General features: G+C 72.7%; 27 protein-coding genes. 12 read left to right on the top strand and 15 right to left on the bottom strand.

Annotated elements, in window-relative coordinates:
- Positions 1–12 precede the first annotated feature (12 nt).
- The 3 genes from I4Q55_RS05820 to I4Q55_RS05810 form a co-directional block, all read right to left on the bottom strand.
- Positions 13–1,107, bottom strand: a complete 1,095-nt coding sequence (locus I4Q55_RS05820) for a family 2 encapsulin nanocompartment cargo protein terpene cyclase (protein WP_307793126.1) — start codon at positions 1,105–1,107, stop codon at positions 13–15.
- A 12-nt stretch (positions 1,108–1,119) separates the two neighbouring features.
- On the bottom strand, positions 1,120–1,971 hold the full coding sequence (locus I4Q55_RS05815; protein ID WP_206784947.1) for a geranyl diphosphate 2-C-methyltransferase: 852 nt from the start codon (positions 1,969–1,971) through the stop codon (positions 1,120–1,122).
- Positions 1,972–2,192: 221 nt separating this feature from the next.
- The gene (locus I4Q55_RS05810; RefSeq protein WP_374194447.1) at positions 2,193–3,734 is read right to left on the bottom strand and encodes a multicopper oxidase family protein; all 1,542 of its coding nucleotides are present in this window, start codon (positions 3,732–3,734) and stop codon (positions 2,193–2,195) included.
- 412 nt (positions 3,735–4,146) lie between these two features.
- Between I4Q55_RS05810 and I4Q55_RS05800 the strand changes: the two genes are divergently transcribed.
- Positions 4,147–5,028, top strand: a complete 882-nt coding sequence (locus tag I4Q55_RS05800; protein WP_206784946.1) for a LysR family transcriptional regulator — start codon at positions 4,147–4,149, stop codon at positions 5,026–5,028.
- Here I4Q55_RS05800 and I4Q55_RS05795 read toward each other — a convergent pair.
- Genes I4Q55_RS05795 through I4Q55_RS05775 form a run of 5 tightly spaced genes read right to left on the bottom strand, consistent with a single transcriptional unit; the run spans position 4,997 to position 9,989 of the window.
- Complete coding sequence (locus I4Q55_RS05795) at positions 4,997–5,827, bottom strand: carbohydrate ABC transporter permease (protein ID WP_206784945.1); 831 nt, start codon at positions 5,825–5,827, stop codon at positions 4,997–4,999. The genes I4Q55_RS05800 and I4Q55_RS05795 overlap by 32 nt on opposite strands.
- Positions 5,824–6,729 (bottom strand): carbohydrate ABC transporter permease, encoded by a 906-nt coding sequence (locus I4Q55_RS05790; RefSeq protein ID WP_206784944.1) that lies wholly within the window; start codon positions 6,727–6,729, stop codon positions 5,824–5,826. The genes I4Q55_RS05795 and I4Q55_RS05790 overlap by 4 nt, the downstream gene beginning before the upstream one ends.
- Entirely contained in the window at positions 6,726–8,039 is a 1,314-nt protein-coding gene (locus tag I4Q55_RS05785) for an ABC transporter substrate-binding protein (RefSeq protein ID WP_206784943.1), read from the bottom strand. The genes I4Q55_RS05790 and I4Q55_RS05785 overlap by 4 nt, the downstream gene beginning before the upstream one ends.
- 56 nt (positions 8,040–8,095) lie before the next feature.
- Entirely contained in the window at positions 8,096–8,971 is an 876-nt protein-coding gene (locus tag I4Q55_RS05780; RefSeq protein ID WP_307793124.1) for a DUF3152 domain-containing protein, read from the bottom strand.
- 19 nt (positions 8,972–8,990) lie between these two features.
- On the bottom strand, positions 8,991–9,989 hold the full coding sequence (locus tag I4Q55_RS05775) for a polysaccharide deacetylase family protein (protein WP_206784941.1): 999 nt from the start codon (positions 9,987–9,989) through the stop codon (positions 8,991–8,993).
- Between the two features lie 194 nt (positions 9,990–10,183).
- Between I4Q55_RS05775 and I4Q55_RS05770 the strand changes: the two genes are divergently transcribed.
- On the top strand, positions 10,184–11,119 hold the full coding sequence (locus I4Q55_RS05770) for a hypothetical protein (protein WP_206784940.1): 936 nt from the start codon (positions 10,184–10,186) through the stop codon (positions 11,117–11,119).
- An 88-nt stretch (positions 11,120–11,207) separates the two neighbouring features.
- Here I4Q55_RS05770 and I4Q55_RS05765 read toward each other — a convergent pair whose 3' ends face one another.
- Together I4Q55_RS05765 and I4Q55_RS05760 are read right to left on the bottom strand one after the other, a co-directional pair.
- Positions 11,208–11,678, bottom strand: coding sequence for a hypothetical protein (locus tag I4Q55_RS05765; RefSeq protein ID WP_206784939.1), 471 nt, complete (start codon positions 11,676–11,678; stop codon positions 11,208–11,210).
- A 1,050-nt stretch (positions 11,679–12,728) separates the two neighbouring features.
- Complete coding sequence (locus tag I4Q55_RS05760) at positions 12,729–13,040, bottom strand: WGxxGxxG family protein (RefSeq protein WP_206784938.1); 312 nt, start codon at positions 13,038–13,040, stop codon at positions 12,729–12,731.
- Between the two features lie 261 nt (positions 13,041–13,301).
- On the opposite strand from I4Q55_RS05760, the gene I4Q55_RS05755 reads away from it, so the two are divergent.
- The 3 genes from I4Q55_RS05755 (at position 13,302) to I4Q55_RS05745 (ending at position 14,965) form a co-directional block, all read left to right on the top strand.
- Positions 13,302–13,643, top strand: coding sequence for a hypothetical protein (locus tag I4Q55_RS05755; RefSeq protein ID WP_206784937.1), 342 nt, complete (start codon positions 13,302–13,304; stop codon positions 13,641–13,643).
- Between the two features lie 287 nt (positions 13,644–13,930).
- Entirely contained in the window at positions 13,931–14,296 is a 366-nt protein-coding gene (locus I4Q55_RS05750) for a hypothetical protein (RefSeq protein WP_206784936.1), read from the top strand.
- Positions 14,297–14,611: 315 nt separating this feature from the next.
- The gene (locus tag I4Q55_RS05745) at positions 14,612–14,965 is read left to right on the top strand and encodes a hypothetical protein (protein ID WP_206784935.1); all 354 of its coding nucleotides are present in this window, start codon (positions 14,612–14,614) and stop codon (positions 14,963–14,965) included.
- A 47-nt stretch (positions 14,966–15,012) separates the two neighbouring features.
- On the opposite strand, the gene I4Q55_RS05740 is transcribed toward I4Q55_RS05745, so the two are convergent.
- Complete coding sequence (locus I4Q55_RS05740) at positions 15,013–16,023, bottom strand: AI-2E family transporter (protein ID WP_206785046.1); 1,011 nt, start codon at positions 16,021–16,023, stop codon at positions 15,013–15,015.
- 215 nt (positions 16,024–16,238) lie between these two features.
- Between I4Q55_RS05740 and I4Q55_RS05735 the strand changes: the two genes are divergently transcribed.
- Entirely contained in the window at positions 16,239–17,174 is a 936-nt protein-coding gene (locus I4Q55_RS05735; protein WP_206784934.1) for a glycoside hydrolase family 43 protein, read from the top strand.
- A 106-nt stretch (positions 17,175–17,280) separates the two neighbouring features.
- Positions 17,281–18,033, top strand: a complete 753-nt coding sequence (locus I4Q55_RS05730; RefSeq protein ID WP_206784933.1) for a hypothetical protein — start codon at positions 17,281–17,283, stop codon at positions 18,031–18,033.
- Between the two features lie 3 nt (positions 18,034–18,036).
- Here I4Q55_RS05730 and ligD read toward each other — a convergent pair whose 3' ends face one another.
- Positions 18,037–20,001, bottom strand: coding sequence for a DNA ligase D (ligD, locus tag I4Q55_RS05725; RefSeq protein WP_206784932.1), 1,965 nt, complete (start codon positions 19,999–20,001; stop codon positions 18,037–18,039).
- A gap of 85 nt (positions 20,002–20,086) precedes the next feature.
- A complete protein-coding gene (locus I4Q55_RS05720) occupies positions 20,087–20,644 on the bottom strand; it encodes a TetR/AcrR family transcriptional regulator (protein ID WP_206784931.1) in 558 nt (185 codons plus the stop codon).
- A 122-nt stretch (positions 20,645–20,766) separates the two neighbouring features.
- On the opposite strand from I4Q55_RS05720, the gene I4Q55_RS05715 reads away from it, so the two are divergent.
- Entirely contained in the window at positions 20,767–21,471 is a 705-nt protein-coding gene (locus I4Q55_RS05715; RefSeq protein WP_206784930.1) for an alpha/beta fold hydrolase, read from the top strand.
- 45 nt (positions 21,472–21,516) lie between these two features.
- On the top strand, positions 21,517–22,134 hold the full coding sequence (locus tag I4Q55_RS05710) for a class I SAM-dependent methyltransferase (protein WP_206784929.1): 618 nt from the start codon (positions 21,517–21,519) through the stop codon (positions 22,132–22,134).
- On the opposite strand, the gene I4Q55_RS05705 is transcribed toward I4Q55_RS05710, so the two are convergent.
- A complete protein-coding gene (locus tag I4Q55_RS05705; protein WP_242545315.1) occupies positions 22,127–22,879 on the bottom strand; it encodes an HAD family hydrolase in 753 nt (250 codons plus the stop codon). The genes I4Q55_RS05710 and I4Q55_RS05705 overlap by 8 nt on opposite strands.
- Here I4Q55_RS05705 and I4Q55_RS05700 point away from each other — a divergent pair.
- A complete protein-coding gene (locus tag I4Q55_RS05700; RefSeq protein ID WP_206784928.1) occupies positions 22,878–23,522 on the top strand; it encodes a hypothetical protein in 645 nt (214 codons plus the stop codon). The genes I4Q55_RS05705 and I4Q55_RS05700 overlap by 2 nt on opposite strands.
- A gap of 25 nt (positions 23,523–23,547) precedes the next feature.
- Here I4Q55_RS05700 and I4Q55_RS05695 read toward each other — a convergent pair whose 3' ends face one another.
- Positions 23,548–23,994 carry a DUF4383 domain-containing protein gene (locus tag I4Q55_RS05695; RefSeq protein ID WP_206785045.1) on the bottom strand — a complete coding sequence of 149 codons (447 nt, stop codon included), beginning with the start codon at positions 23,992–23,994 and terminating at the stop codon, positions 23,548–23,550.
- A 149-nt stretch (positions 23,995–24,143) separates the two neighbouring features.
- Between I4Q55_RS05695 and I4Q55_RS05690 the strand changes: the two genes are divergently transcribed.
- Both I4Q55_RS05690 and I4Q55_RS05685 read left to right on the top strand, forming a co-directional pair.
- Positions 24,144–24,302 carry a hypothetical protein gene (locus I4Q55_RS05690; protein WP_206784927.1) on the top strand — a complete coding sequence of 53 codons (159 nt, stop codon included), beginning with the start codon at positions 24,144–24,146 and terminating at the stop codon, positions 24,300–24,302.
- Between the two features lie 104 nt (positions 24,303–24,406).
- On the top strand, positions 24,407–25,132 hold the full coding sequence (locus I4Q55_RS05685; protein ID WP_206784926.1) for an ATP-binding protein: 726 nt from the start codon (positions 24,407–24,409) through the stop codon (positions 25,130–25,132).
- Positions 25,133–25,205: the final 73 nt, after the last annotated feature.

Genomic DNA, 25,205 nt, shown 5'->3' with positions numbered 1-25,205 from the left:
AGCCGCCGGGAACTACTGATACCGGGGATTGGTGGCGTGCCAGGTGAAGCCGCCGCCCATCCAGGAACGGACGCCCACCAGGAAGCGCTGCAGTTCCGGGGACGGCACGGCCAGCAGCTCGCGGTGGCCGTCCTCGAACTCGTGGACGATCCGGTTGTGCAGGGCCACCGTGGCCTCGACCGCCTCTTCGACCGGGCAGCCCCGGTCGGCGGCGATCTGCAGCACCATGTTGCACACCGGCTTCTCGTCCGCCGCGTCCTTGGCCACCGAATGCAGGTCGTTGACCAGCACCGACGCCGTTCCGGCCCGCATCATCGCCTCGCGCACGCGCGGGTCGTAGTAGAACGGGGCGGCCAGCTCGTAGCCGCCGACGGCGTCGACGAGCGTCATCGACGTGTAGAAGCTGTCGTGCTGGCGGGCTGCCAGGTACTCCCACGCCGGGGGGTAGCTCCCGGTGTGGCGCCACGCCGCGTAGGCGTCCCAGCTGACGAACATCGAGAACGTCGCGTAGCAGACGCGCTGCACGAGCACCGGGGAGCCGTGGCGGCCCAGGTGGTCGATCGCCGAGTGCAGCCCGACGAGGATCGGGTCGCCGCGCAACGCCTCTTCGAGGGGCTCCGAAAACTCCCCGGCCGGGGCGACCGGGTCCATCGCCGCCATGACGAGCGCCAGCCGCGGCGGGAGCTCGGTCGGGGCCGCGCCGAGCGTGCTGTCGTCGGCGTAGTAGTCGTCGGCCGCCCACCAGACCGCGTTGAGCTGGGCCGCGACGAGCAGCCGGTCCGGGTCGTCGCAGTCGGCGTGGGCGAGCATCGCCAGCCTGCCGAACCCGGCCCCGGCGATCTGCGCCAGGCCCTTGCCGGTGAACCCGCAGCCGGCCGCCCAGGTGACGAGCCGCCGGTCGACCTCCGCGGCCAGGCCGTCGTCGACGCGGCCCACGACCGGGCAGTACAGCGGCGAAGCGCTGCCGTCGCCCCACGGGAGGTACGCGTACGCCGGATCCTGGCCGGGCGACGGCGCGAACCGGGTCGCGATCCGCGCCGCCGACGTGCCGAGCCCGAACGGTCCCGCCGGCAGCCCGGCCGTGGTCCACTGTGGACACTCAGTCACGGTGTGCCTGCCTCAGACGCGGTCGGCGGCGATGAGCAGGTAGTGGAAACTGCCTTCGCGGTAGGCGGTCAGGAACGGCTTTTCGACGCCGGTGGCGACCGACGACTTCTCGCGCAGTTCCCAGTAGGGGATCGTCGCCGCGGTCAGGTCGACGACGTTGATCGGCACGAACCCGTTGGCCACCATGGCCTTGAAGTAGTCGCTACGGGCGTGGATGTTGCAGATGTAGTGCTGGTCGATCTGGCTCACCGCGCGCGACCGGCCGCCCGTGACGTCGTTGTAGCACCCGGTGATCGTGACGTACCGGCCGCCGGGCTTGAGCTGCCGCGCGTGCTCGGCGAACAGGTCGTTCAGGTCCACGTACATCGTGCTCTCGTTGTTCCAGATGCCCTGGAACGACCCGGATTCGAACTCGGTGTCGAGCATGTTCCGCAGGTGGTAGCGCACCGAGCCGTCGATCCCGCGCTGCCGCACGTGCGCGTTGGCGAACCCGACCTGCTGCTCCGAAATGGAGATGCCGTCGACCTGGCAGCCGAACCGCAGGTGGGCCATGACGCTCGTGCCGCCGCGGCCGCAGCCGGCGTCGAGCAGCCGGTCCTCCGGCGCGATCGGGCCCAGGTGGTCGAGGAGGACGTCCGCCTGCGCGGTCTCGAGCCGGTGCATTTCCGCGATGATCGCCTCGTCGCGCCGGTCGGCCGGGGTCTCGAGCACGGCCGGGTCGTAGTCGCCGAGGCCGTAGTGGTGGTGGTACAGACCGTCGACGTCGCCCAGCCGGAGGTTCACCGGATCCTTCTCCGCGTTCCAGTAGTCGGCCACCGACTGCTGGTACGCGGTGCGGGTCACGGGCTTCTCGAGAGCGGTCATCGATTGAACTCCTCGGTCGTTTCCCTGGCAGAAAAGGGTTTCCCCTCGCTCGAAACGCTAGTGGTGGGAGTTTCACAGGGAAAGGACCTTCACTCGGGCTCCGCCGTCGTGGCCCGTCCGGCCCAGTGGCGCCCACGCCCGAGGTGGTCGGTGCGGAAGCCGCCGCCCCTCGTTCGGCACCCGCGGCGCCACGACCGGGTGACGGCACGCGACAGCCCGTATCAGGTGATTTCGAGGTTCGCCATCATGCCCATGTCCTCGTGCTCGGCGTTGTGGCAATGGAAGAGGTACCGGCCGCGGTAGCCGTCGAAGCGGGCGACGATCTCCGCGGCTTCCCCCGGGCGCAGCGAGACGGTGTCCTTGAGCCCGGCGTCGTGCGGCAGCGGCGGCCGCCCGCCGCGCGAGCGCACGCGGAACCCCGCGAGGTGCAGGTGCACCGGGTGGTGGACGTCGGCGACCAGCCGCCACACCTCGACGTCGCCGAGGGAGACGGTGACGTCCGTGCGGGCCGGGTCGAACGGCCGCCCGTCGATCAGCCAGCCGCGCCCGTGGTCCAGGTGCCCGGCGCGGAAGGCGAAGTCGCGCACCCGGACCGGCCGGTCCCACGACGGCAGGTCCGTCGAGAGCACGGCGGGCACGCGGCTGTCGTCCCGCGCGCGGCGTGCGACCCGGAAGGCCATCACCTCGGCGGTGCGGCCGGACCCCAGCCGGTTGAGCAGCCGGACGCGGCCGCCGACCGGGACGTCCGCGAAGTCGACGACGACGTCGTAGCGTTCGGCCGGCCCGATCGGCAGGGCCGCGTGGGTGACCGGGGCTTCCAGAAGTCCCAGGTCCGCGCCGATCTGGACGAGCGGGAGCCGGCGCCCGTCGTCGGCGACCGCCTCGAGTTCGTAGTGCCGGGCGTTCGACGCGTTGAGGACGCGCAGGCGGTACCGGGCCGCGTCGACCTCGTGCACCGGCCACGGCGCGCCGTTGACGAGGATGACGTCGCCGAGCACGCCGCCGAGGAAGCTCTCGCGCACGCCCGGCCGTTCCCGCAGGGTGCCGTCCACGGACGGGTAGTCGAGGCTGCCGTCCGCGGCGAACGCGCGGTCGGCGATCAGCAGCGGCAGTTCCCGCGGACCCGACGGCAGGCCGAGCGCTTCTTCGGCGTCGTCGCGCACGATGTGCAGCCCGGCGAGGCCGCGCCAGAGCGCCGGAGCCGTGAAGTCCATCCGGTGGTCGTGGTACCAGAGCAACGCCGGCCGCTGGTCGTGCGGGAACGTGTAGTCGCGGGTCAGGTGGGTCCGCACGGCCCGCGGGTCGGGCATCGCGTGGTGGCCGTCGGTCCAGTTCGCGGGCAGTACCAGGTCGGTCGGGTAACCGTCGGAGTCCGCCGGCGTCCGCCCGCCGTGCAGGTGCACCACGGTCGGCACGGGCAGCTCGTTGCGGTGGGTCACGGTGATCGGCCGGCCCCGCCGCGCTTCGATCGCCGGGCCCGGGAACGTGCCGCCGTAGGTCCACATCGGCGTCCGGATCCCGGGCAGGATCTCGATTTCCGCGACGCGCTGGGTGATCTCGTAGCGGCCGGGGGCCACCGGCGCGAGCACCCGCGGGAGCGGCAGGGGCACCTGGAACGCCGGCGGCAGCGGTACGGCGCTGCGGAGCTCGGCGCCGGTGACCGGGGGACGCCGCGAGAGCGCGGCCGCCGTGGACAGCGCTGCTGTCCCAGTCAGCAACCCATCGACGGCCTCCAGGGGACGGCGCCACAGCGCGACGACCAGCGTGACGAGCCCCGCGACGGTCAGCACACCCAGCGGGAGGTGCAGCCACAACGCGCCGTCCAGCCCGGCGAAGTACTGGACCGTCTCCGCGGCCGCCACCGCCGCTGTGGCGAGGAACGGCCACACCCGTCGCAGCCGGACCCAGACCACGATCGCCACGATCAGCTGCGCGTACCCGAGGGACGTGACGACGTCGGCGCCGGTCGCGTGCAGGCGCAGCCCGTCGTAGTCGCCGCTGAGGTACACGCCGGCGAACACCGGCTGACCGGCGATCGCCACCAGGTGCGCGGCCGCCACGACCCGCAGCGCCCAGCTCGTTTTTCCTTGTCTCTCCACACTTCGAAGCTATGACCGGGAATGCATTGTGTCTAAGATCAATATCGCTATGGCGTTATGATGCGGGAGGCATGACGTGGATCTGGGGACCCTGCGGCAGTTCCTCGTGGTGGCCCGGCTGGAGCACCTCAGCCGCGCGGCCGAGGAGCTGCGCGTCGCCCAGCCTTCGCTGAGCCGGACCATCGCCCGGCTGGAGAACGAGCTGGGCACGCCGCTGTTCGACCGGGCCGGTCGGCTGCGGCTCAACGACGCCGGCAAGCTCTTCCGCGGCTACGTCGAACGCGCGCTCGGGGAGCTCGACGCGGGCCGCCGCGCGGTCGCCGACGCGACCGGCGAGGGCTTCGGCACCGTGCGGCTGGCGTCGGAAACCTTTCTCACCCTGACCCGGCCGCTCGCCGCGTTCAAGCGGGCCCACCCGGACGTCGAGGTCGAACTGCACCAGCTGCCCGCCGAGGCGATGGCGCGAGCCTTGCGTGCCCAGGAAGTCGACCTTTGCGTGGCGTCGCAACCGATTCCCGACGAGGGCCTGGCCGGGGTGCAGCTGCTCGACGAGCCGGTGCTGGTGGCCACCTCGCTCGGGCACCGGCTGGCGGACCGCGCCTCGGTCGGCATCGACGACCTCGCCGGGGAGCCGTTCGTCACCGCCCGCCGCGGGCACTGGCACCGGCGGCTGCTCGACCGGCTCTTCGCCGCCCGCGGCCTGACGCCGAAGATCGTCTTCGAAGGCGACGAAACCGCCGCGATCCAGGAACTCATCAGCGCGGGCCTGGGCATCGGGCTGAACCCGGCGATGGCCCGCCAGGTCTCCGCGCAGGTGCCGGTCGTCTGGCTCCCGGTGGACAGCCCGGACTGCCGGCGCACGATCACGCTGTTCTGGGCCGCGGGCGACCGCCTGCCCGCCGCGGCGCGGCTGATGCGCAGCGCGCTCACCGCCTGGGAGTGGGGCCCTCCGTCGTGATCCCGGCGAGGAAGTGGCGCTGCGCCACGAAGAACACGATCAGCAGCGGCACGGTCGTGATGACGCTGCCGGCGAGCACGATCTCCCACCGCTGTTCGCCCGCCTGGCCGAACTGGTCGGACAGCGCCTTGAGCCCGCGGGGCAGCGTGTACAGCACCGGGTCGCGCAGGTAGATCAGCGGCTTGAGCAGGTCCGACCAGCTCGCCTTCAGCTCGAACACGAAACTGACGATGAGCGCCGGGCGGCACAGCGGCACCGCGATGCGCCAGAACAGCGTCCAGTGGTTCGCGCCGTCGACGCGGGCGGCCTCGAACACCTCGCGGGGCAGGCCGAGGAAGAACTGGCGCAGCAGGAAGATGTAGAACGCGCTGCCGAACAGGTTCCCCGCCCACAGCGGCACCTGCGTGTGGGCCAGGCCGGCGCTGTTCCAGATCAGGTACACCGGGATCATCGTCACCGCGGCCGGAAGCATCATCGTGGCCAGCACCAGGCCGAAGAGCGCGTTGCGGCCCGGGAAGCGGAAGTACGCGAAGCCGAACGCCACCAGCGAACTGGTCAGCGTCACGGTCACGGCCGCCGCGAGCGACACGACCACGCTGTTGAGCAGCCAGGCCGCGACCGGCGCGGCGCGCCAGATCTCGACGTAGTTGTCCCAGGCCCAGCTGCGGGGGATGAGCACGTTGTCGAAGACCTGGGCACGCGGCTTCACCGACGCGCTCAGCAGCCAGACGAACGGGTAGAGGAACAGGACGGTCGCCGCGGCCAGCGCCGTCCAGCGGACCACGCGCCGAGCCGTCACCGGTCACCGCCTTCGTAGTAGACGAACCGGCGGCTCAGCCGCACCTGCACGAGCGTGATCGCCAGGATCACGACGAACAGCAGCCACGCCATCGCCGACGCATACCCGAGGTGGAGGAACTCGAACGCCTGCCGGAACAGGTAGATCAGGTAGAACAGGGCCGCGTCGTTGCTGTAGGTCGCCGAGGCCGCGGAGCCGTAGAAGGCGGTGTAGGCCTCGTCGAACGACTGCAGGGCCGCGATCGTCTGGACGATGAGGGTGAAGAACAGCGCCCCGCTGATCATCGGGACGGTGATCCGCCGGAACCGCTGCCACGCCGACGCGCCGTCGAGCTCGGCGGCTTCGTACAGCTCGCGCGGCACGCCGCGCAGCGCGGCCAGGTAGATCACCACCGTGCTGCCCACCGACCACAGGTGCATGAGCACCAGCCCCGGTTTCACCCACGGCCCGTCGGTGCTCCACTGTGGACCGTCGATGCCGACCAGCCCCAGCGCGGCGTTGACCAGGCCGGCCTGGCCGTTGAAGAGGATGAGGAACAGCACGCCGACGGCGACCTTCGGGGTGATCTCGGGCAGGTAGAACACCGTGCGGAAGAACCCGGCCGACCGGCGCCCCGCCCGCGTGAGCAGCGAGGCCAGCGCCAGCGAGACGGCCATCGTGGCCGGCACCGACATGACGGTGTAGACCAGCGTGTTGACCAGGCTCGTGCGCACGGCGGGGTCTTCGAGGAGCCGCTGGTAGTTGGCCCAGCCGACGGCATTCGGCGACCGCAGCGCGTCGTAGTCGGTGAAGGAGAGGACCAGGCTGGCGACCATCGGGAGCGCCATGAAGATCACGAAGCCGATCATCCACGGCGACAGGAAGGCATAGGCGGCCCAGGTTTCCCGCGTGCGGCGCTTCACCGGGCGGCGTCCAGCGCGCGCTGGGCCTCCTGCTGCGCCTGGCGCAGGGCCTCGGCGGGCTGCTGCTCACCCGAGAGCACCCGGTTGACGGCGTTCTGCCAGGCCGTCTTGAACTCCGATCCGGCCGGGGACGCCGGCATGGTGAAGGCACTTTCCTGGGCTTTGAGCACGGTCCGGACGGCGGCGTCGAACGCGGGCCGGTCCTTCAGCTGCACGATGCTGCCGAAGATCTCCTGGTCGGCGACGCGGTTGCCGGTGTAGACGCCGGTGAACGCCTTGCCGCCCGCCTTGCGCTTCTCGGCACGGGCCTTGGCGGCGGCGATCCACGTCGGCGCGTCGGTCATCGTCTTGATCCAGGCGCAGGCCTGCTCCTTGTGGGTGCTCCCGGCGGGGATGACCCAGGCGCTGCCGGTAACCCAGTCGATCGGGGCGCCGGCCGTGTCGGTGAACGGCGCCGCGGTGACCCGCACGTCGGGGGAGTGGTTGGCGAGGACGTTGAGGTACCAGTCGTCCATCAGGGTGGCCGCCAGCTGGCCCTGCTTGAACGGGTTCTTCTCGCCGAAGAAGTCGAAGGAGTCCCGGAACGCCTTCACCGCGCTCCAGCCGCCCTGGGCGTCGATCAGCGACTTGGCGTACGCGAGGGCGTCGGCCAGCCGCGGGTCGTCGAGGTGCGCCGTGCGGCCGTCGTCGCTGAGCATCTGCACGCCGTTGGCCCTGGCCCACAGCGGGAGGAACTCCGGGATCTTGGGGTCGAAGCCGATCCGCGACAGCCCGCCGCCGGTGCGGACGGTGAGTTTCCGCGCGGCCGCGGCGAGCTTGGTGCGGTCGGCGAGGTCCTGGGGCGTGAACCCGCTCCCTGCGACGACGGCGTCGTTCACCAGCAGGACGCGGTTGTCGTAGAACTCGGGCAGGCCGTACACCTTGCCGTCCAGGGTGACTTCCTCGAGCGCGGCGGGCCGGTACTGGGAGACGTCGATGCGCTGCTTCGCGATGCAGCCGGTGAGCGGTTCGAGGGTGCCGCGGGCGGCATAGGTGCCGAGCAGCTGCCGGTCGAGGTAGACGAGGTCGGGCGGCGTGTGCGAGGCGACGGAGGCGAGGAACTGCTGGGCGTCGAAGGCACTGCCGCCGACCTTGACGGTGGCCGGCGCGATCGCCTTGCCGGCCAGGTCGGCCCGCGTGGTGGCGATCTCGTCGCCGAGGCCGAAACCCATGGTCGTCAGCGTGGCCGGGTCGTCGTTGCCGCTTCCGACACCGCCGCACCCGGCGAGGAGCAGGACTGCCGTCGTACCGGCCAGAAGCTTCCGCACCATCGCACACCCCTCCCGAAGGCGGCGCGAGTACCCACTGGACGGCGGTATAAACCAGTTCAGCGCGGCCAGGGGTTGGGGCGGCAGACGGCGCCGTCGGGCTCGACCTTGCCGGCGGCCCCGGGTTCGGCGCGGTTGAGGTGCGCCAGGTAGGTGTTGGAGAGCCCGAAGGTCTGCTGCATCATCACCGGCGCCGGCGCGCCGGGGGCGGGGCAGCCGACGTGGCCGTGGCCGAGGGCGTGGCCCAGCTCGTGGTTGATGGCGTAGGCGCGGTAGCCGGCGAGGTCGCCGTCGTAGGAGTGGGCGCCGCGCAGCCACCGGGCGAGGTTGACGACGACCCGGCGCTCACGCGCGAGCCGGCACGAGGAGTCGTAGGGGATGGTGAAGCCGCAGAGGTCCGGGCGCCGGGCGGTGCCGGGAGTGGTGAGGCTGATCCGCACGGCAGGGTTGGCGTCGACCCGCCGGAAGGTGACCCCGGCCCAGCCCCGCGGGTCGGCGAGGATCGTGTCGACGTCGTGGTCGAAGCCGCGGAGGTCGACGCCGTCTTCGACTTCGACGGTGTAGGTGAGGATCTTCGGCCCGGCACCGATGTCCCGGCCCGGCCCGGGAACGACGTGCCAGCTCCCGGCGCCGGTCTCGGTGACGGGAACGCCCTCGGGCAGGGCGGCGGGCTCGGGCTGGGGCGTGGCGGTTGCCTTGACGGTGGGCTGCGCGGAGGCGACCCCGGAGACACGTCGCGGCTCGGCGGCCTTCGGCGTGAGGAGAAGGGCGAGGGCAAGGGCGACGGCGAAGACGAGGACGGCGGGAGGCCACCAGCCGGTGGTCGCGGGTGATCCGGGTTCGGTCGTCGGGGCCGGTTGCGGCGTCCGGGGTGGGATACGAGGCGCCTGCGCCTGCCGCTCCGGCCGGCGCCGTGGCTGGGGCAGCCAGTCCACGCGGGCCATCGGGTGCCGTTCAGTAGGCAAGGCCCACGCTCGCACACTCCGGTGCCACGGCAGCCGCCGACCGCGGGTACGCCACCGTCGACGGGTCGCCGTCGGACGTGTAGCGGTGGCCGGTCGGTGTGGCCAGCTCGTCGAGCCAGCGGGCCGATCCGTACTTCGCCTCCGGGCCCGTCGATTGGGAACGGATCCGGGGGATCGCGCCCGGCTCGAACCCGGCCGCGCACGGGGACGGCGCCGGTCCCGATCCCACCAGGAGCACGCCGCCGTACGAATAGCCCGGGCCCCGCAAAGCCAGTTCCGGGCGGCGCGGGCTGCTTCCGTACGGCAGTGCCAGGGTCGCCGGCCGGTAGCCCGGGACCGCCCGGCGGATCAGCGCGTCCTCCTCTGCGATGGCCGCCGTCGCCGCCGGTTCCGTTGCCGTGCGCAGGTTCGTGTGGCGGCGCGTGTGGTTGCCGATCTCGAAACCGTGCTCGGCCAGCCAGCGCAGCGCGCGGCCATCCGCGTCGCCGCCGAAGGGGTGTTCGTTGACGTACAGGCTGGCGACCGGGCGGAACCGCGGGTGCGCCGCCGCGACGTCCAGCAGGATGCGGACCGCCGTGCCCGGCGCCGGTTGGCCCTGCGGCGTCAGGCCGAACACGCTCGGGTCGCCGTCGTCGAAGGTCAGGACCACCGGGTGCGCGCCGGCCGGCAGGTCGAGCCGGCGCGACACCAGTTCCGCGGTGGTGACCGGGACGTAGTCCTCGGCCGCGAGCCGTTCGAGCTCCGCGGTGAAGTCCGCGGGCGTGCGGTCGTACACCGACCGCGGCTGCGCGACGATGCGGTGGTACATCAGGACCGGCACCCGGCCGAGCTCGTCGGCGCCCAGCTGCCGCGCGGCGGCGGGCGTGATGCGGACCGGCGCGGCGGCGGGCGCCGGCCGTGGTGCCGGGACGACCGGTGCGGGACCGCCGCAGGCCGCCAGCGCGAGGAGGGCGGTGAACCCGGCACCGAACCGGAAAAGGCAACGCATGCCGGAAGTGTGCGTCCCCTCGGCCGCCGGTGCGGGCCGGGCCACCGGGTCGGGTGAGCCCGGAATTTCCCAGCACAGCGCGGAAAACGGCGTTTCCGCAGGCCGGGGCCATGGGCCCGCGACCGGCTCCGGCACGATGTGGTGATCCCCGGGAAACGCGTTTGCCGAAGATCGGCTACGGGTAATTTCCCGCGATGGTCCCGAAAAAGGCGGTCACCGCCGAACGAACCTTCGATCGACGCCTGGTCCTCACCGCCGCTTTCGCGGGCTTGGCCGCGAGCGCGTGCGGGGCGAGGCAGCTGGGGCGGGCGCCGGCCGTGCCGGCCGCCGTCGCCGCCCCGCCGCCCCCGCCTCCTCCGAACCCGCTCGAGAAAAGCCTGCTCGTCGGGTTCTGCGGAGCTCCGGGCGCGAAAGCGCTCGGCCGCATGACCGGCGATCTCGCCGAAGCGGGCCGCGCGCTGCGCCGCCAGATCGGGACGTTCCCGCCGGGCCGTCCGGTCACGCCGGTCGTCGAGCTGATCGCCACCACCGTGCACCGCTCGCCGGGCGAGGACGGCATGTTCCGCAGCCGCTGCGAGGACTCGACCGTGCGCGACTACCTCGACGCCGCGCGGGCCCTGAACGGCTTGCTGCTGCTGAACATCCAGCCCGGCCGCGCCGACTTCCTGCCCGAGGTCAAGGCCTACGAGCGCTGGCTGGCCGAGCCGGACGTCGGTGTCGCGCTCGACCCGGAGTGGGCCGTGGAACCGGGCGTGGTCCCGGGCCGGAAGTTCGGCCGCACGACCGGCGGCGAGCTCGACGAGGTGGCCCGGTACCTCGGCGGCCTGGCCGAGGCGCACCACCTGCCCGCCAAGGTGATGATCTACCACCAGGTGGCGGCGTCCGTGGTGCGCGACGAGCAGCTTCTGCTGCCGCACAAGGGGGTTTCGGTCGTCAAGGTCGTCGACGGCATCGGCTCGGCCGCCGCCAAGAAGGCGACGTGGAAGACGCTGATGAAGACGATTCCCGGCCACGTGCGGCCGGGCTTCAAGCTGTTCTTCGAAGAGGACACCCGCCGCGGCGCGGACCTGATGACCCCGGCGGAAGTCCTGGCGCTGAACCCCACGCCCGCCTACGTCGTCTACGAATAGCCGTACCTTGGCAGACGGCGAAAGCCCGGCGCGGGAGGGGATCCGCGCCGGGCTTTCGCCGGCTTGCCCGTCCGGGGGTCCGGCCGGTCTAGCCGACCGGGACGGGCAGCCCGCCGAGAAGGTCGTTCACGAGCGCGGAAAGGCTGATCAGCACGCGCTGCAGCAGCGCGTTGAGCAGGGCCGACACCGGGGGCAGCGACTGGCGGGAGGCCACCTTGGCGGCGAGTTCGTCGACGCCCTTGCGCGCTTCGGCGGCGTCCTTCTGCGCGGTGGCGGCGCTGTCCTTCGCCGCGGCCTGGACGGTGTACCGCTTGCCCTGGGCCAGATCGACGAGCAACGGGTCGAGGTCGCCGAGGGTGGCCTGCGTGCCGGGCACGTCCCCGTCGTCCGCCCGCGACACGAGCTGGTCGCGCAGGCCCTGGACCTCCGCCGCGGCGCTCGTGGTGCTCGACGACCCGCTGCCACCGGGCCCGTCCGCCGTCGCCACACCCACCCCCGCCAGGGTCACCGCGGCGGCGGTGGCGAACACCGTGAGCGCTCGGGTCAGTGCACTTTTCATGTCGTACTCCTCGGGATTGTGCGATGCCGACTGCGATCATGGTGATCGCCGATCCGCGATAACGCGAGCGGATGCCGACGGCGGGTGAAGTGGTTTGATTTCGCACGGTGTGCGGCGTCGCGGGTTCCCCGGAACAAACATCGACATCGCGTGAAGTGGCTATTCGACGGTTTTACGCATCGGTTACGGCGTGTGATGTCCTCACGCGGTCGTGTCGCGCGATTACGGTGGACGGCTGAATCGACGGGGTTTTCTTCACCAAAGGTGCGAGAGGTGGCAGATTCGGGTGACGGTGAACGTTCACCCGATCGTGAGGTTTAAGAGAAGAATTGATGGGTAATCAAGCGCATTTGCCAGGCGGTGGGAAAGCCACTCTTAAGTAGGGTACGATGCGAAAAGACTTCTTGCGCGGCGAACGCTCCGCTAATCTGGGTGGCGGCCACAGGGCCGGTTTTTTCGGCTGTTGCTGTGGTCTCCTCGGTGCCGAGACCTGACAACTGGGCGCCATTCGGAGAAGGAAACGCAGAACGTCCCGGCGCCGACGGCGCCGGGACGTTCTGCGCGAAGAGGAGGGATTCGCGGTGCGCGGCACCAGGGTGACCCGGGGGTTCGGTGCGGGTTTGCGGGAGGAGCGAGGTGCCGGGTGCCGGTGGCGCTGGTGAGGCGGAGGGGAGACCTGGCGCGCGGTGCCGGCGGTGCTGAGATGCGGGGCACGGGCCTGCTGTGCGACGCCGGCCGCGCCCCGGCCCCCGTCGGATGCCGGGGCTGCTGTGCCGCCGGTGCTCGACTGCTTGTGGCTCGTGCCGCCGGCCCTCGATCACTCGGCGCGTCAACACCCGGTGGGGATTGGAGCGGCGGCCGCCGTGCCTCTCGGGCGCCTGGCGGGTTGTGCCGGCCCGGTGGGGATTGGGGTGGCGGCCGCCGTGCCTCTCGGGCGCCTGGCGGGTTGTGCCGGCCCGGTGGGGATTGGGGTGGCGGCCGCCGTGCCTCTCGGGCGCCTGGCGGGTTCTGGCGGCCCGGTGGGGACCGGAGCGGCGACCCCCGCGTCCCTCAGGCGCCCGGCGGGTTCTGCCGCGGCTCGGCCGGCGGGTACGCGTTCGCCGGCGGCTGGTTCGACCCCGCGGCCGGGTATCCCGCCATTGCCCCCGCCTTCGGGCCGCGCCGTACCAAGCCCGCCAGGCCCAGCAGGCCCAGGAGGCCGAACAGGCCCCACAAGCCGTTGTCGTCGTTGTCGTCGCGGGCGTTGTCGTTGTCGTCGGTCTGCTGGCTGTACATCGGTGCCGGTGGGGCCGCCGACGCCGGCGTCGCCGCCGTCAGGGCGAATGCCGCCGCCGCCACTCCGGCACTGAGCAGGTTCTTCATCTCGGCTCTTCCTTCCGTTCGGGACGTGGCGTTCGCGTGTACCCCCGATGGCCGCCTTCACTCCTTCCGTCACGGGAATGGGCGAAGAGGCCCGGATTCCGGGGCGCCCGCCCGCTTCGTAAGATGGCTTCCGGTTCAAGCCGGAGCCGTGCAAGGGCGCGCCGCGTGCGCACGTCCGCCTCCGGCCGTCCTTCCTCATCTCACGCGCAGCAGCGCATCCGAGCCGGGCAACACCGTCCACTCTCGTGGACCGGGGGAGGAATGAACACTGAACTCGTCGTCGCGCCGCTCGGCGCGACCTACACGCCACGCCTGATCTGCACCACCGGCGACCGCCTGATCCACCCGGCGGACGGCCGCAACGACCTCGCCAGGATCGTCGTGCGCTGGGCCCGCGCCTGGGTCCCCGAAACCTGGCCCGCCCGCCAGTACTTCGCCGCGCTGGGCATCGGTGACGACGAAAACCCTTGCTACACCGACGAAGACGTCGTCGGGTGGCACCTGCTGCAGCCCCGGCCGGACTCGCTCGCGTGGCGGGTGCGGTCGGGCGAGATCGACGTCACCACCGCGCTCACGGCCGAAGCCGAGGCCTGGCCCGAATAGGAAATCCCGCCTGAGAGCCTTGCGTCATCCGGCGCAGGGCTCTTTGGCGTGCCCGAAACATTCCTTGCTCCGCAAGCGATCTCCCGAGGTGGAGCAGGAAAGGTCCTGGCAGCAAAGGGAACCCGATCGGGCCACACCTCGCGCGGTCAGGGGCCCGCGGTACCCACACGATGGTGGCACGAAGTGGAAACGCCGCCGCGGCATCAGTACGTTTCCCCTCACACGGGACGCCGAACACACCTGCACCGCCGTCCCGTTCTCCGAAATCGTTCACCGAGGAGCAATCCATGCTGAAGAAGATCGGCTTCGTCACGGCCACCGCGGCGGCCGGCGCGTTCCTGGCCGGCGGCATCGCCGCGGCCGACACCCCGGACGGCCACCACCACGGCCACCACTACGGCGGCTACGACCACACCGGCCAGGTCGGCCTGGTGAACCTGAACAACACCGACGTGCTGCACAACGTCAACGGCACGCTCGGCGTGTGCGGCAACGACGTCAACGTCCTCGGCGTCCAGGTGCCGGTCCACGACTCGCTCAACGGCATCGGCGTGCCGATCCTCTCGCCGGGCTCGCACGAGGCCGGCGGGGAGTCGCCCTACAACTGCGCCTCGGGTGGTCTCGCCGACGGCGGCACCAGCCAGGGCCACTGAGTTTCCGTGCCCGGAGCCGTCCGTGCGTGCGGAAAACGGCTCCGGGCACGGGAATCCGGCGCGGACGTCGCACCGCGCGCCCGGAACACGGAGCGAGCTGCACACTCCGGTTCCGCGTCCCGGGCACGCCGCGACGCCGAATGGCGCCGACCCGGGTGGGACCGGCCGCGACGCTGGAGAAGTGCGCCGGTCCCACCCGGCCTGACCGCACCTTAACGGACTTTTCCGGGCCCGGCGAACCGAAGCCGGGCCCGTTCCTTTCCCCCGATCCCCCGCCGGATGGTCCGGTGGGTACGCAGAAGGAGTATTTTTCTCGTGATCAAGCAGCTCGGCTTCGTCGCCACCGCCCTCGCCGCCGGGATGGCGGTGTTCGGCGGATCCGCGTCCGCGGCCAATGTCAGCGTCGCGGGCCACCCGGTCGACTCCACCGACCAGTTCGGCCTCGTCGGCAACGTGCAGAACCTCGACGCCGTGCACAACCTGAACGTCGTCGGCGGCGTCTGCGAGAACGACGTCAACGTCCTCGGCGTCCAGGTGCCGGTCCACGACACCGCCAACGGCATCGGCGTGCCGGTGCTCTCCCCGGGCGCGCACGAGGCCGAGGGCCAGAACCCGGACAACTGTGCCGCCGGTGAGATCGCCGACGGCGGGACCGCCCAGGGCAACTGACCTCCGGCCGGACCGCCGCGCGGGGCGCACCCCGCGCGGCGGTCTTCCTAGGTCCGGTCGAGGCGGTGCACGGCCACTTCCCGCACGACGAGCAGCACCGCGGCCGCGACCGGCACCGCGACGAACGCGCCGACGACCCCGAGCAGCTCGAACCCGAGCAGCACCGCGACGACGGTGACCAAGGCGGGAACCCGCACCGCCCGGCCGACCACTTTCGGCAGCAGCACGTAGTCCTCCACCAGCCGGTAGCCGACGAAGAAGCCGAGGGTCGCGAGCCCGACCGGCACCGACACCGTGAGCGCGACGAGGGTGGTGCCGGCGCCGGCCACCACCGAACCCGCCACCGGCACCAGGTCGAGCACGGCGACCAGCACGGCGAGCACGAGCGGGTAGGGCACGCCGAACGCCGACAGCCACGCGAACGCCGCCGCGCCCGCGATCAGCGACACCACGACGTTGCCGACGAGGTAGGCGCCTACCTTCCGGAAGACCGCGTCGCCGATGAGGATCACCCGCGGCCGCCGCGACCGCGGGGCCAGCCGGTAGAGCGCCGCGCGGATCCGGGGGAAGTCGGCGACGAAGTAGGTGGCGAGCACCACGACGATCACGGCGTCGCCGAGCAGCGCCGCGAGCGACTTCGCGACGTCGGACAGCCGGATCGCCCGGAGGGCGGCTTCCAGGCCGAAGGTTTCGTTGGCCTGGCCGAGCAGGGTGCCGTGGTCGCGCAGCAGCGTCAGGTACCGCGGTGCGCCGTCCCGCAGCCGCGTCGCCTGGTCGGCCAGCGGGACGGCGGCCGCGGCGAGCGCGCCGCCGAGGACGGCCAGCCCGGCGACGACGACCACGGCGGCGGCGAGCGGACGCGGCACGCGGCGCGCGAGGCGGGCGGTCAGCGGTTCGAGCCCCACCGCGAGGAAGAACGCGATGCCGATCAGGAGCAGCACGTCCGAGGCCGCGAGGAGGAGCTCGACGACCGCGACCGTAACGAGCACCCCGGCCGCGGCGAGCAGCCCGGTGAAGAACGGCGAGCGGCGGTCGAGCGGCTTTCCCGGGGCACCCAGCGGCTTTTCCTGCCGCGCCGCCGCGCCTTCGGACTCGCCGACGGGATGGCCGGCGCGGTACGCCCCTCGGCCGCTCGTTGCGTGCATGAGTCGGCGGCTACCCCGCGCGGCGCGGTCGAATCCACCCGATCCGGGCACGCGGGCAAGTCCACGCTTCCCGGTGACGACGTCCGCCTGCCGTTGCCGGAACCGTTGGGGTGTCGACAAAATCGCCTATGGGATTCAAGAGTCTCGTGCCCGTCATCGCCGTCGCCGCCGCGTTCGCGGTGGCCCCGGAAGCGGCGGCCGTCAGCGCGCCGCGGCTGCTGATCAACCAGGACTTCCCCGATCCGGACGTCGTCAAGACCGCGTCCGGCTACTTCGCGTTCGCCACCGGCACGAAGACCACGCGGATTCCGGTGGCCGGCGCCGCCGCCGCGGACGGGCCGTGGCGCGTCACCGGTGACGCGCTGGGCGCCGTGCCCGCGTGGGCGAAGCCGGACGGCGGGTTCTGGGCCCCGGACGTCACGCAGCTGGCGGACGGCACGTTCGTGCTGTACTTCGCGGCCGCGCAGACGGCGGGCGGCGAGATGTGCCTCGGCGCGGCGACGGCGAAGAAGCCGGAAGGCCCGTACACGCCGGCCGGCGACCGGCCGCTGGTGTGCGAGCCCGGCGACCACGGCGACATCGACCCGCAGACGTTCGTCGACGCGGACGGGTCCCGCTACCTGCTCTACAAGAGCGACGGCGCGGCGACCGGGCCGCCGTCGGCGATCTGGGCGCAGAAGCTGCAGGCCGACGGACGCACGCTCGCCGGCCCGCGCACCGAGCTGCTGCGGGCCGACCTCACGGCGGAGAAGTCGGTCGTCGAGGCGCCTTCGGTGGTGAAGACGGCGTCCCGGTACCTGTTGTTCTATTCGGCCGACACGTTCGAGAGCACGGGCTACCACACGTGTTACGCGTCGGCGCCGACGCTGGGTGGCGCGTTCGTGAAGGCGGACGGCCGGTTCCTGTCGACGGAGCTCCTCGGCGGCAAGGTGGACGCCCCGGGTGGTGCGGACGTGGTGGACGGCCGCATCTTCTTCCACGGCTGGCTGGGCGGCGGCCGCACGGCACGGGGCCTGTATTCGCTGCCGATCACGTTTCCGGGGGACGTGCCGCGGCTGGGGTGACGGTGTCACCCACCCGGGTAACGCTCGGATTGGGCGGGCCGGGTCCGGATATCCGGGGAGCGAGGAACGGAGGAACGTCATGACGGTGTGGTGGGGATTGGCGGGTTTGCTCGGGCTGCTGGGGTGCTGCGGCCTCCTCCGGAGCCACCGCCGCGACGGAGCGGCAATCGAGAGCGACCCGTTGGCGCGCTATCCGGCGGCCCGCGAGCCGGCAACGCCCAACGCGGACGCGGCGCACACCCCGCTCATGACGCCGGCGATCACGCCGGAGATGCTCGGGCGCCCGGCTTTGCCGCGGCCGGAGGAGGTCCCGGAGTCGGGGAGGATGGCGGGGGAGATCCCGGCGCCGCGGCCGCAGGCCGGCGAGGCGGGAACCGGTGTGCCGGCCGGGGTTTCCGCGGCGGTGCGTGGAGGGGTGCGGCCAGTGGGGCGGGGAGTTGCCGAGGGGCCGGTTTCGCCGGGGCGGGACTCAGGACTGCCGCGAGCGGCGGCGGAGCAAAAAGTTGCCGGGCTGCCGGCTGTGCCGGAAGGGCGGCCGCGGCCGGTGGAGGTTGCGGCGCCGCCGGCTCGGGTGCCGGTCATCCCGCAAGGATCGCCGCAGCCGGCGGCTGAGCGGGCTTCGGCTGCCCCGCGCGCCGTGCAGCCGGTCGCCGGCCCCGCACCGGAACCGTCTCCCCTCGCGGCGCAGGAACATCCGGCCGAGGAGCGCGTTCCGCAGCAGCCGAAGCACGCGCTTCGGGCCGAGGCACCGGAAGCCCAGCCGGAGCCCGAGTCGCCGGCGAAACAGGGTTCCTTTCGGCGGCGCAACCCGGTCGGAACCGTCGTCGGCAAGGTCAAGCGGCTCCTGCGGCGCCACTGACCGTCACCCCAGCGGCGCGCTGTCCTTGCCCAACCCGGCGAGCAGATCTCCGTACTCGTCGATCCGGTCGAGTACGTCGTCCGCCGTGAAGGTCAAGTGCGTCACGTGGCGGCACGCGCGGACCTCTTCCCACGTCACCGGTGCCGAGGCCGTCGGGCGGTCGCGGCCGCGCAGGGAATACGGGGCCACCGTCGTCTTCGCCGGGCTGTTCTGGCTCCAGTCGATGAACACCCGGCCCGTTCGGTGCGCCTTCGCCATCGTCGCCGTCACCGACTCCGGTGTCTCCGCGGCCAGGCGCTGGGCGATCCGCTTGGCGTACGCCGACGGTGCCGCCGGGTCGTCCGTGCTGATTCCGCAGTAGAGCTGCATTCCCTTCGAGCCCGACGTCTTCGCGTACGGCGTCAGCCCGTCCGCGACCAGGAGGTCGTGGAGGCGCTCGGCCACCCGGCAGCAGTCGACGATCGTCGTGCCCGGGCCCGGGTCCAGGTCGAACACCAGGCGGTCCGGGGGGCGCCGGGTGCCCGACTCCACCGTCCACTGGGGAACGTGCAGCTCCAGCGCCGCCATGTTCGCCGCCCACACCAACCCCGGGAGGTCGTCCAGGAGCGGGTAGTCGATCGTGCCGCCGGTGCCGGCCACGCGCACCGTGCGCAGCCAGTCCGGGGCGCCCTTCGGGACGTTCTTCTCGAACCACTTCTGGCCCTCGACCCCGTTGGGGTAGCGGATGAACGTCACCGGCCGGCCGGCGAGGTGCGGGAGCAGCACCTCCGCCACGCGGGAGTAGTAGTTGATCACCTCGCCCTTGGTGAACCCGTCCGCCGGGTACAGCACCTTGTCCAAATTGGACAGCGTGAGCCGGCGGTTGCCCGCCTGGACGGTGATCCGCTGCGGCTCGACCGCGGGCGCGGGCGGCGCGGCGGGCTCGTGCGGCACCGCGCGCGGCGCCAGGACCTCCGCCGGGTCCTTGTCGTGGCGCAGGCCGCGCCACGCCGTGTGGCGGACGCGGCCCGCTCGCGTGAACTGGCGGTAGACGATTTCGCCCACCAGCCGCGGCTCCACCCAGCGGGCGCGGACGGTGTCCTCCCGCGGCGGCGTCGTCACGAACGGGTGCGTGCGCCGCTCCATGCCCTGCAGCTGCGCCTGCAGGCCGGCGCGGGTGGCCTGGCTGAAGCCGGTGCCGACGTCGCCGATGTAGACGAGGTCGCCGGTGGCGGGGTCGTGCGCGCCGAGCAGCAGCCCGCCGAGGGTGCCGGTGAAGCTGCGCTGGCCGGGCCGCCAGCCGCAGACGATCACCTCCTGCGTCCGGATCAGCGGGTGCTTGAGCCACGAGTCCGGCCGCTGCCCGGGGGAGTAGGCCGACGAACGCAGCTTCGCGACGACGCCCTCGTAGCCGGCGGACGCGGCGTCGGCCAGGAAGTCCGCGGGCGTGCGGCGGTCGGCGGCGAGCTCGTCGAACGTGACCGCGCGCACCACCGAAACGCGGTAGGGATCGGGCATCGGCAGCTCGGCCAGCAGGCGGCGGCGCTCGTCGTACGGCGTGGCCAGCAGGTTCCGGTCCCCGAGCCGGAGCAGGTCGAAGGCCAGGAACCGGACCGGGACGTCCCGGAACTCCAGCCCCTTCGGCCCGCTCTGGTGCCGGACGTAGCGGCCGCGGCGTTCCTGCATCCGCTCGAAGTCGATCCGGCCGTCTTCGCCGTAGACGACGATCTCGCCGTCCAGGTAGGCGGCGCGGCCGTCCAGCGCGGGGGTGAGCACGCCGGCGAGATCGGCGAACTCCGCCGTGAAGTCGATGTTGTTGCGGCTGGTGAGCACGGTCGTGCCGTCCTGGCCGATCCGCATGGCCGCCCGGTACCCGTCCAGCTTGTACTCGTAGGCCCACTCCGGGCCGCTGCGCAGCCGGCCGCCGTCGGCCTTGGCGAGCATGGGCTCGATCCAGGCCGGGACGCGCGCCGCGTCGGGTGCCGCCATCTCGGTCCTCCGTCACCTTCCGTGCCCAAGGTAACCCGTTCGGCCTAGGTTTGCCCGGTTTGTGCAGGTGAAGACGACCCCGGGATCAGGCGGGCAGGAAGTCGTCGACGGCCCGGCGCAGCGTCGTGCGCACCTTTCCGGGTTCGTCGAGTTCGCCGCCGTGCAGGGCGCCGTCGCGCAGCAGGACGAGCACCCGTGCCGCGTGGGCCGGCTCGGGGTGACCGAGTGCGGCCGCCTGCTCGCGCAGGACCTCGAAGAACCACTTCCGGTGGTCGTCGATCACCTGGCGCACCCGGTTCTCCGGATCGGGGTATTCGGCGGCGGCGTTGAGGAACTGGCAGCCGCGGAAGTCGTCGCCGCAGGTCGCGTTGCCGACCACGGCCATCGTGTCCGCCAGGGCGTCGCGCGGCGGTTTGCCCGCCCGTGCCTCGGCGACGGCTTCGCGGATCTGACGGCTCGTCTCGGCGAGGTAGGCCGCGACCAGGTCGTCCTTCGTGGGGTAGTGCCGGTAGAAGGTCGCCCGGGTCACCGCGGCTTCGGACACCAGGCGCTCGACGCCGACGGCGTGGATGCCCTCGGCGTAGAAGAGGCGGGCGGCGGTCGCGAGCAGCCGGTCCTTCGGGTGCGGCTCGGCAGTCCTCATCCCCGCAGCTTAGAGAAAGACCGATCGTTCTGCCAGATCGGCTTCGTCACATTGCGGCGGCGGCCCGGGCGGTCCAGAGTAGCTAGCAGAAAGACCGATCGTTCTCTCTGAAGGAGCCAGCCATGAGCAAGCCCACCATCGTCCTGGTCCACGGCGCGTTCGCCGACTCGTCGAGCTGGACCGGGGTCGTCGCGAAGCTGCAGGAGCAGGGCTATCCGGTCCGGGCGGTGGCGAACCCGCTGCGCGGCGTCGAGTCCGACGCGGCCTACGTCGCGGACGTCGTCAACGGCGTCCCCGGCCCGGTGGTCCTGGCCGGGCACTCCTACGGCGGCGCGCTGATCAGCCGCGCGGCCACCGACGCGCCGAACGTCCGTGCGCTGGTCTACATCGCCGCGTTCCAGCCGGACGCGGGCGAGAGCGTGTTCGAGCTGTCCGGCCGCTACCCGGGCGCGAAGCTCGGCCCGGAGACCACGGACGTCCTGGAGCACGACGGCGAGCCCGAGCTGTCGATCAAGCCGGCGGACTTCGCCGAGGTCTTCGCCGCCGACGTCCCCGCGGCCACCGCGGCGGTCCTGGCGGTGACGCAGCGGCCGGTCGCGCAGCAGGCACTGGCGGCGCCGTTCGAGGGCACCCCGGCGTGGACCAAGCTGCCCTCGTGGACGCTGATCGCCAACCAGGACAACGCGATCCCGGCCGCCGCGCAGGAGTTCATGGCCGAGCGCGCGTCCTCGACGGTCCGCCGGATCGACGCTTCGCACGCGGTCGCGGTGTCGCAGCCCGAGGTGGTCGCCGAGGTCATCCTCGCCGCGGCGGCGCACGTCGAGTAGCCGTCGTCCGGGCCGGCGGCGCCGATCCGTGCTTCGCTGGAGGACATGACGAAAGCGGAGCGGTGGCGTCGGTACTGGGACCGCAAGTCCGCGGGCTACGACGCCGAGATGGGCGTCTGGGACCGCCGGCTCTTCGGCGACTCGCGGGAGTGGGCGTGCGGCCAGGCCGACGGCGAGGTGCTCGAGGTCGCGGCCGGGACCGGGCTGAACCTCCCGCACTACCCCGCGGAGGTGACGCTCACCGGCCTCGACCTCAGCGACGGGATGCTCGCCATCGCCCGCGACCGGGCCCGGCGGCTCGGCCGCCCGGTGACCCTGCGGGTGGGCGACGCCCACCGCCTGCCCTTCGCCGATGGCTCGTTCGACGCCGTGGTCTGCACGTTCGGCCTCTGCGCCATCCCCGACCCGGCGGCCGCGGTCGGGGAGATGGCGCGGGTGCTGCGCCCGGACGGGCGGCTGATCCTGGTCGACCACGTCGCGTCGTCGTCGCGGCTGGTGCGGGCCGTGCAGTGGCTGGTCGAGCTGGCAAGCGTCCCGCTGGCCGGCGAGCACTTCCGGCGGCGGCCGCTGAAGCTCGTCGAAGCACTCGGGCTGCCGGTGGAGCGGCGGGAGCGGTTCAAGCTCGGGCTGGTGGAACGGCTGGTCGCCCGCAAGATCAGCTGATCAGCACGCTCTCGTCCAGCCCGGCCAGCAGCGCGGCGGCGTCGTCGTAGACCGCGACGGCGCCGGCGTCGGTCAGCTCCGCCGCGCCGACACCGCCCGAGAGCACTGAGACCGTGCGCACGCCGGCCTTGGTGGCGGCGTGGACGTCCCAGACCGCGTCGCCGACGAAGATCGTCTCCGCCGGCGCGGTGCCGGCCTTCTCGAGCGCGGCGAACACCGGCTCCGGGTCGGGCTTCGTCGCTTCGACGTCGTCGCCGGAGACGATGCCGGCGACGACGTCGTCGACGGCGAGGACCTTGCGCAGCGCGTCGAGCTCGTCCGGCCCCGCCGACGTCGCCAGCACCACGCGCACCCCGCGCCCGGCCAGCTCGCGGACGAGGTCGGGCGCGCGGTCGAACGGCCGCAGCAGGTCGGCCGTCTCCAGGTAGAAGCGGCTGTGCAGGTCTTTCGCCCGCTCGCCGACGCGGTCGGCGTCTTCGTCGCCCAGCAGGGTGCGCAGCAGCTTGCCGGACCCCTTGCCGATCGCGCGGTGCACGCGCCAGGAGTCGACCGGCCGGTCCAGCGCATGGAACGCCCGGTGCCAGGCGTGGACGTGGAGGTAGTTGGAGTCGACGAGCGTGCCGTCGACGTCGAACAGGACCGCGGTGGCGATGGCCGGCTCCTCGAGGTCGGTGCGGTTTCTCCGGGCTCCGCACGGGTATCGGGTGGGTGATCCGATTACCCCGGCCCGGAGGGCAGTACACATGACCGGTCTCGTCTCGGTGGCGTTCCGCGGGCTGGCGGCGCTGCGCCGCGCTCCGGCCTTCCACCCCGCGGGCGTGGTGCTGCGCGGGGAACTCCGGGCGGTCGCGGACGACCTGCCCTGGCCGTCCGGGCCGGCGCCCGTCGTCGCGCGGCTGTCCAAGGGCGCCGGCACGCCCGGGCGGCTGCCGGACGCGCTCGGGCTGGCGGTGCGGATCCCGGGGGCGGGCCGCGACGGCGGGCCGTGGGACATCCTGCTGACGACGGCGGGCCGCGGCCACCTCGGCCGGATGCTGCCCCGGCCGGCGGCCGCGTGGACCGCCGGCGCCTACAGCAGCCTCGCGCCGTACCGCCGGGCCGACCGGCTCGTCTGGCTGGGGGCGCGGGCGTCGTCGTCGCAACCGCGGGTCGAGGCGTCACTCGACGCGGCACGCGCGGCGGGGAAGTGGGAGTTCGTGCTCCGGACCGGCCGCGAAGACGGGCGCTGGTGCGACAGCGCCGTGCTGACGCTGACGGAGACCGGCGGGGCCGCGCCGGCGTTCGACCCGATGCGGAACCGGCCCGGCGGACTGGAGTTCGCGCCGGGCTGGCTGGCGCGGCTGCGGGAGCGGGCCTACGCGGGGAGCCGGGCCGGACGGCCGTCGTGAGCGCACCGTCCGGCCCGGCACCCGGTCACCGCGAGCCGGCGACGGGGCCGCGCGTGGCGCCCAGCGGGATCAGGCCGAGCGCGATCATCCCGACGCCGAGGCCGAGGTGCAGCCAGTTGTCGGCGGTGTTCACCGGGACGAAGTTGGCCGCGCTGCCGTGGTCGATCAGCAGGCCGTAGAGCCACAGGACCAGGTAGATCACCCCGCCGCCGACGAGGAACGCCCGGGCGCCGCTCGCGGTCCGCGCCAGCGCCAGCCCGGCGACGCCGAAGGCGAGGTGCACGATGTTGTGCAGGATCGAAACGGCGAAGACGCCCAGCAGCAGGGCGCCGGAATCGTGCCCGGCGAAGGCCATCATGTCGTAGTTCGTCGTCACGCCGGGGATGAACCCCAGCACCCCGACCAGCAGGAAAACCACTCCCACGATCGCGGCGAGAAGCTGGCGCGGGGTTCGCCGGACCTCGGTCTCCATCGATGCCATGGTCGCTTCCTCCGAATTCGGTGAGCAGGCCCCTCGGCCGGGGGACCCGCCCGGCGGCATGCCCGGCGGCGCGGCAGGCAAACGCGTTTCGCCGCTCCCGCTGCCGGGTATGCCCCGGTTTCGCCCGATCGGAGGAAGCCATGAGCACTCCCGAAATCGACCCGGTGACGGCCGAGAGCCTGGAAGCCGACGCCGACATCGCCGGCGAGCACACCGAGCCGACGTTCCGCGACCAGGAGCCCCGCGCGAACGACAGCGACGAAGCGGACGCCGACCGCGGGGGCATGCCTCCGTCGTGAGCGCGGGTTCGCCCGTTCGGTCGCGTCGATCGGGGCTCGCCGGGTTTGACGGGTTCGGGCCGGGTTATCCGATCGGGTGATCGTCGCGGAGGAGGTGGTCACCGGTGCTCGCCCGGCACAATTCGGTGTGGCTGGTCCCCCGGCACGGCGCACCGGCGAAGGCCGCGGTCGTCGGCGTGCTGGACCGGACCACGTACCCGCAGCTGCGCGACCGGCTGCTCGAGTTCGCGGTGGATTCCGACGACGGCGTGCTGATCGACATCGAGCGCCTCGAACTGCGCGACCGCGCGCTGGTCAAGGTGTTCGCGCTGGTCGCGCTCCGCGTCGGCGACTGGCCGGCCATCCCGTTCGCGCTGGTGACCGGTCGCCCGGAACAGCGGGCGGCGCTGGCCGCGAGCTGCGTCCCGGTGTACCCGGACGCGGCCACGGCGGAGGCGGCGCTGACCCGCCCGGCCCGCAGGCGCGTGGGTCGCCTGCTCGACCGGTCACCGCGCACATCGGCCCGCGCCCGCGGCTTCGTCCGCGGCGTCTGCGCCGAGTGGATGGTGCCCGAGCTGGCCGAGGACGCCGAGCTGGTCGCGACGGAGCTGGTGGAGAACACGCTCCGCCACACGGATTCGGTGCCCCGCCTGCGGCTCGAGCTGCGCCGCCGGACCCTGGCGGTGGAGGTCGCGGACGAGAGCGCGCGCCCGGCGGTGCTGCGGGAGGGCCTCGACCTGGCCGACGCGGGCCTGGGGCTGCGGATGGTCACCAAGGTCGCGAAGTGGTGGGGGAGCAGCCGGTCGCGGGCGGGTGGGAAGACGGTGTGGGCCCTGCTGGCCCGTGCTTGACCCGGCCGGGCTCCGCGCTCCGGTGCGTCCCGGCCGCGGCGAGCCCGGAAGGTCGCGGATGGCTCATGGGGGA

The sequence above is a fragment of the Amycolatopsis sp. MtRt-6 genome (assembly GCF_017308975.1).
Taxonomy (GTDB): domain Bacteria; phylum Actinomycetota; class Actinomycetes; order Mycobacteriales; family Pseudonocardiaceae; genus Amycolatopsis.
This window is presented reverse-complemented; position numbering and strand designations above follow the sequence as displayed.

Coding starts and splice junctions, on each gene's coding strand:
- I4Q55_RS05785 (WP_206784943.1), bottom strand. CDS start 8,039: ATGGTGCGGAAGCTTCTGGCCGGTACGACGGCAGTCCTGCTCCTCGCC.
- I4Q55_RS05720 (WP_206784931.1), bottom strand. CDS start 20,644: ATGAGGACTGCCGAGCCGCACCCGAAGGACCGGCTGCTCGCGACCGCC.
- I4Q55_RS05700 (WP_206784928.1), top strand. CDS start 22,878: ATGACCGGTCTCGTCTCGGTGGCGTTCCGCGGGCTGGCGGCGCTGCGC.
- I4Q55_RS05765 (WP_206784939.1), bottom strand. CDS start 11,678: ATGAAAAGTGCACTGACCCGAGCGCTCACGGTGTTCGCCACCGCCGCC.
- I4Q55_RS05705 (WP_242545315.1), bottom strand. CDS start 22,879: ATGTGTACTGCCCTCCGGGCCGGGGTAATCGGATCACCCACCCGATAC.
- I4Q55_RS05695 (WP_206785045.1), bottom strand. CDS start 23,994: ATGGAGACCGAGGTCCGGCGAACCCCGCGCCAGCTTCTCGCCGCGATC.
- I4Q55_RS05735 (WP_206784934.1), top strand. CDS start 16,239: ATGGGATTCAAGAGTCTCGTGCCCGTCATCGCCGTCGCCGCCGCGTTC.
- I4Q55_RS05750 (WP_206784936.1), top strand. CDS start 13,931: ATGCTGAAGAAGATCGGCTTCGTCACGGCCACCGCGGCGGCCGGCGCG.
- I4Q55_RS05755 (WP_206784937.1), top strand. CDS start 13,302: ATGAACACTGAACTCGTCGTCGCGCCGCTCGGCGCGACCTACACGCCA.
- I4Q55_RS05775 (WP_206784941.1), bottom strand. CDS start 9,989: ATGCGTTGCCTTTTCCGGTTCGGTGCCGGGTTCACCGCCCTCCTCGCG.
- I4Q55_RS05710 (WP_206784929.1), top strand. CDS start 21,517: ATGACGAAAGCGGAGCGGTGGCGTCGGTACTGGGACCGCAAGTCCGCG.
- ligD (WP_206784932.1), bottom strand. CDS start 20,001: ATGGCGGCACCCGACGCGGCGCGCGTCCCGGCCTGGATCGAGCCCATG.
- I4Q55_RS05770 (WP_206784940.1), top strand. CDS start 10,184: ATGGTCCCGAAAAAGGCGGTCACCGCCGAACGAACCTTCGATCGACGC.
- I4Q55_RS05815 (WP_206784947.1), bottom strand. CDS start 1,971: ATGACCGCTCTCGAGAAGCCCGTGACCCGCACCGCGTACCAGCAGTCG.
- I4Q55_RS05760 (WP_206784938.1), bottom strand. CDS start 13,040: ATGAAGAACCTGCTCAGTGCCGGAGTGGCGGCGGCGGCATTCGCCCTG.
- I4Q55_RS05690 (WP_206784927.1), top strand. CDS start 24,144: ATGAGCACTCCCGAAATCGACCCGGTGACGGCCGAGAGCCTGGAAGCC.
- I4Q55_RS05715 (WP_206784930.1), top strand. CDS start 20,767: ATGAGCAAGCCCACCATCGTCCTGGTCCACGGCGCGTTCGCCGACTCG.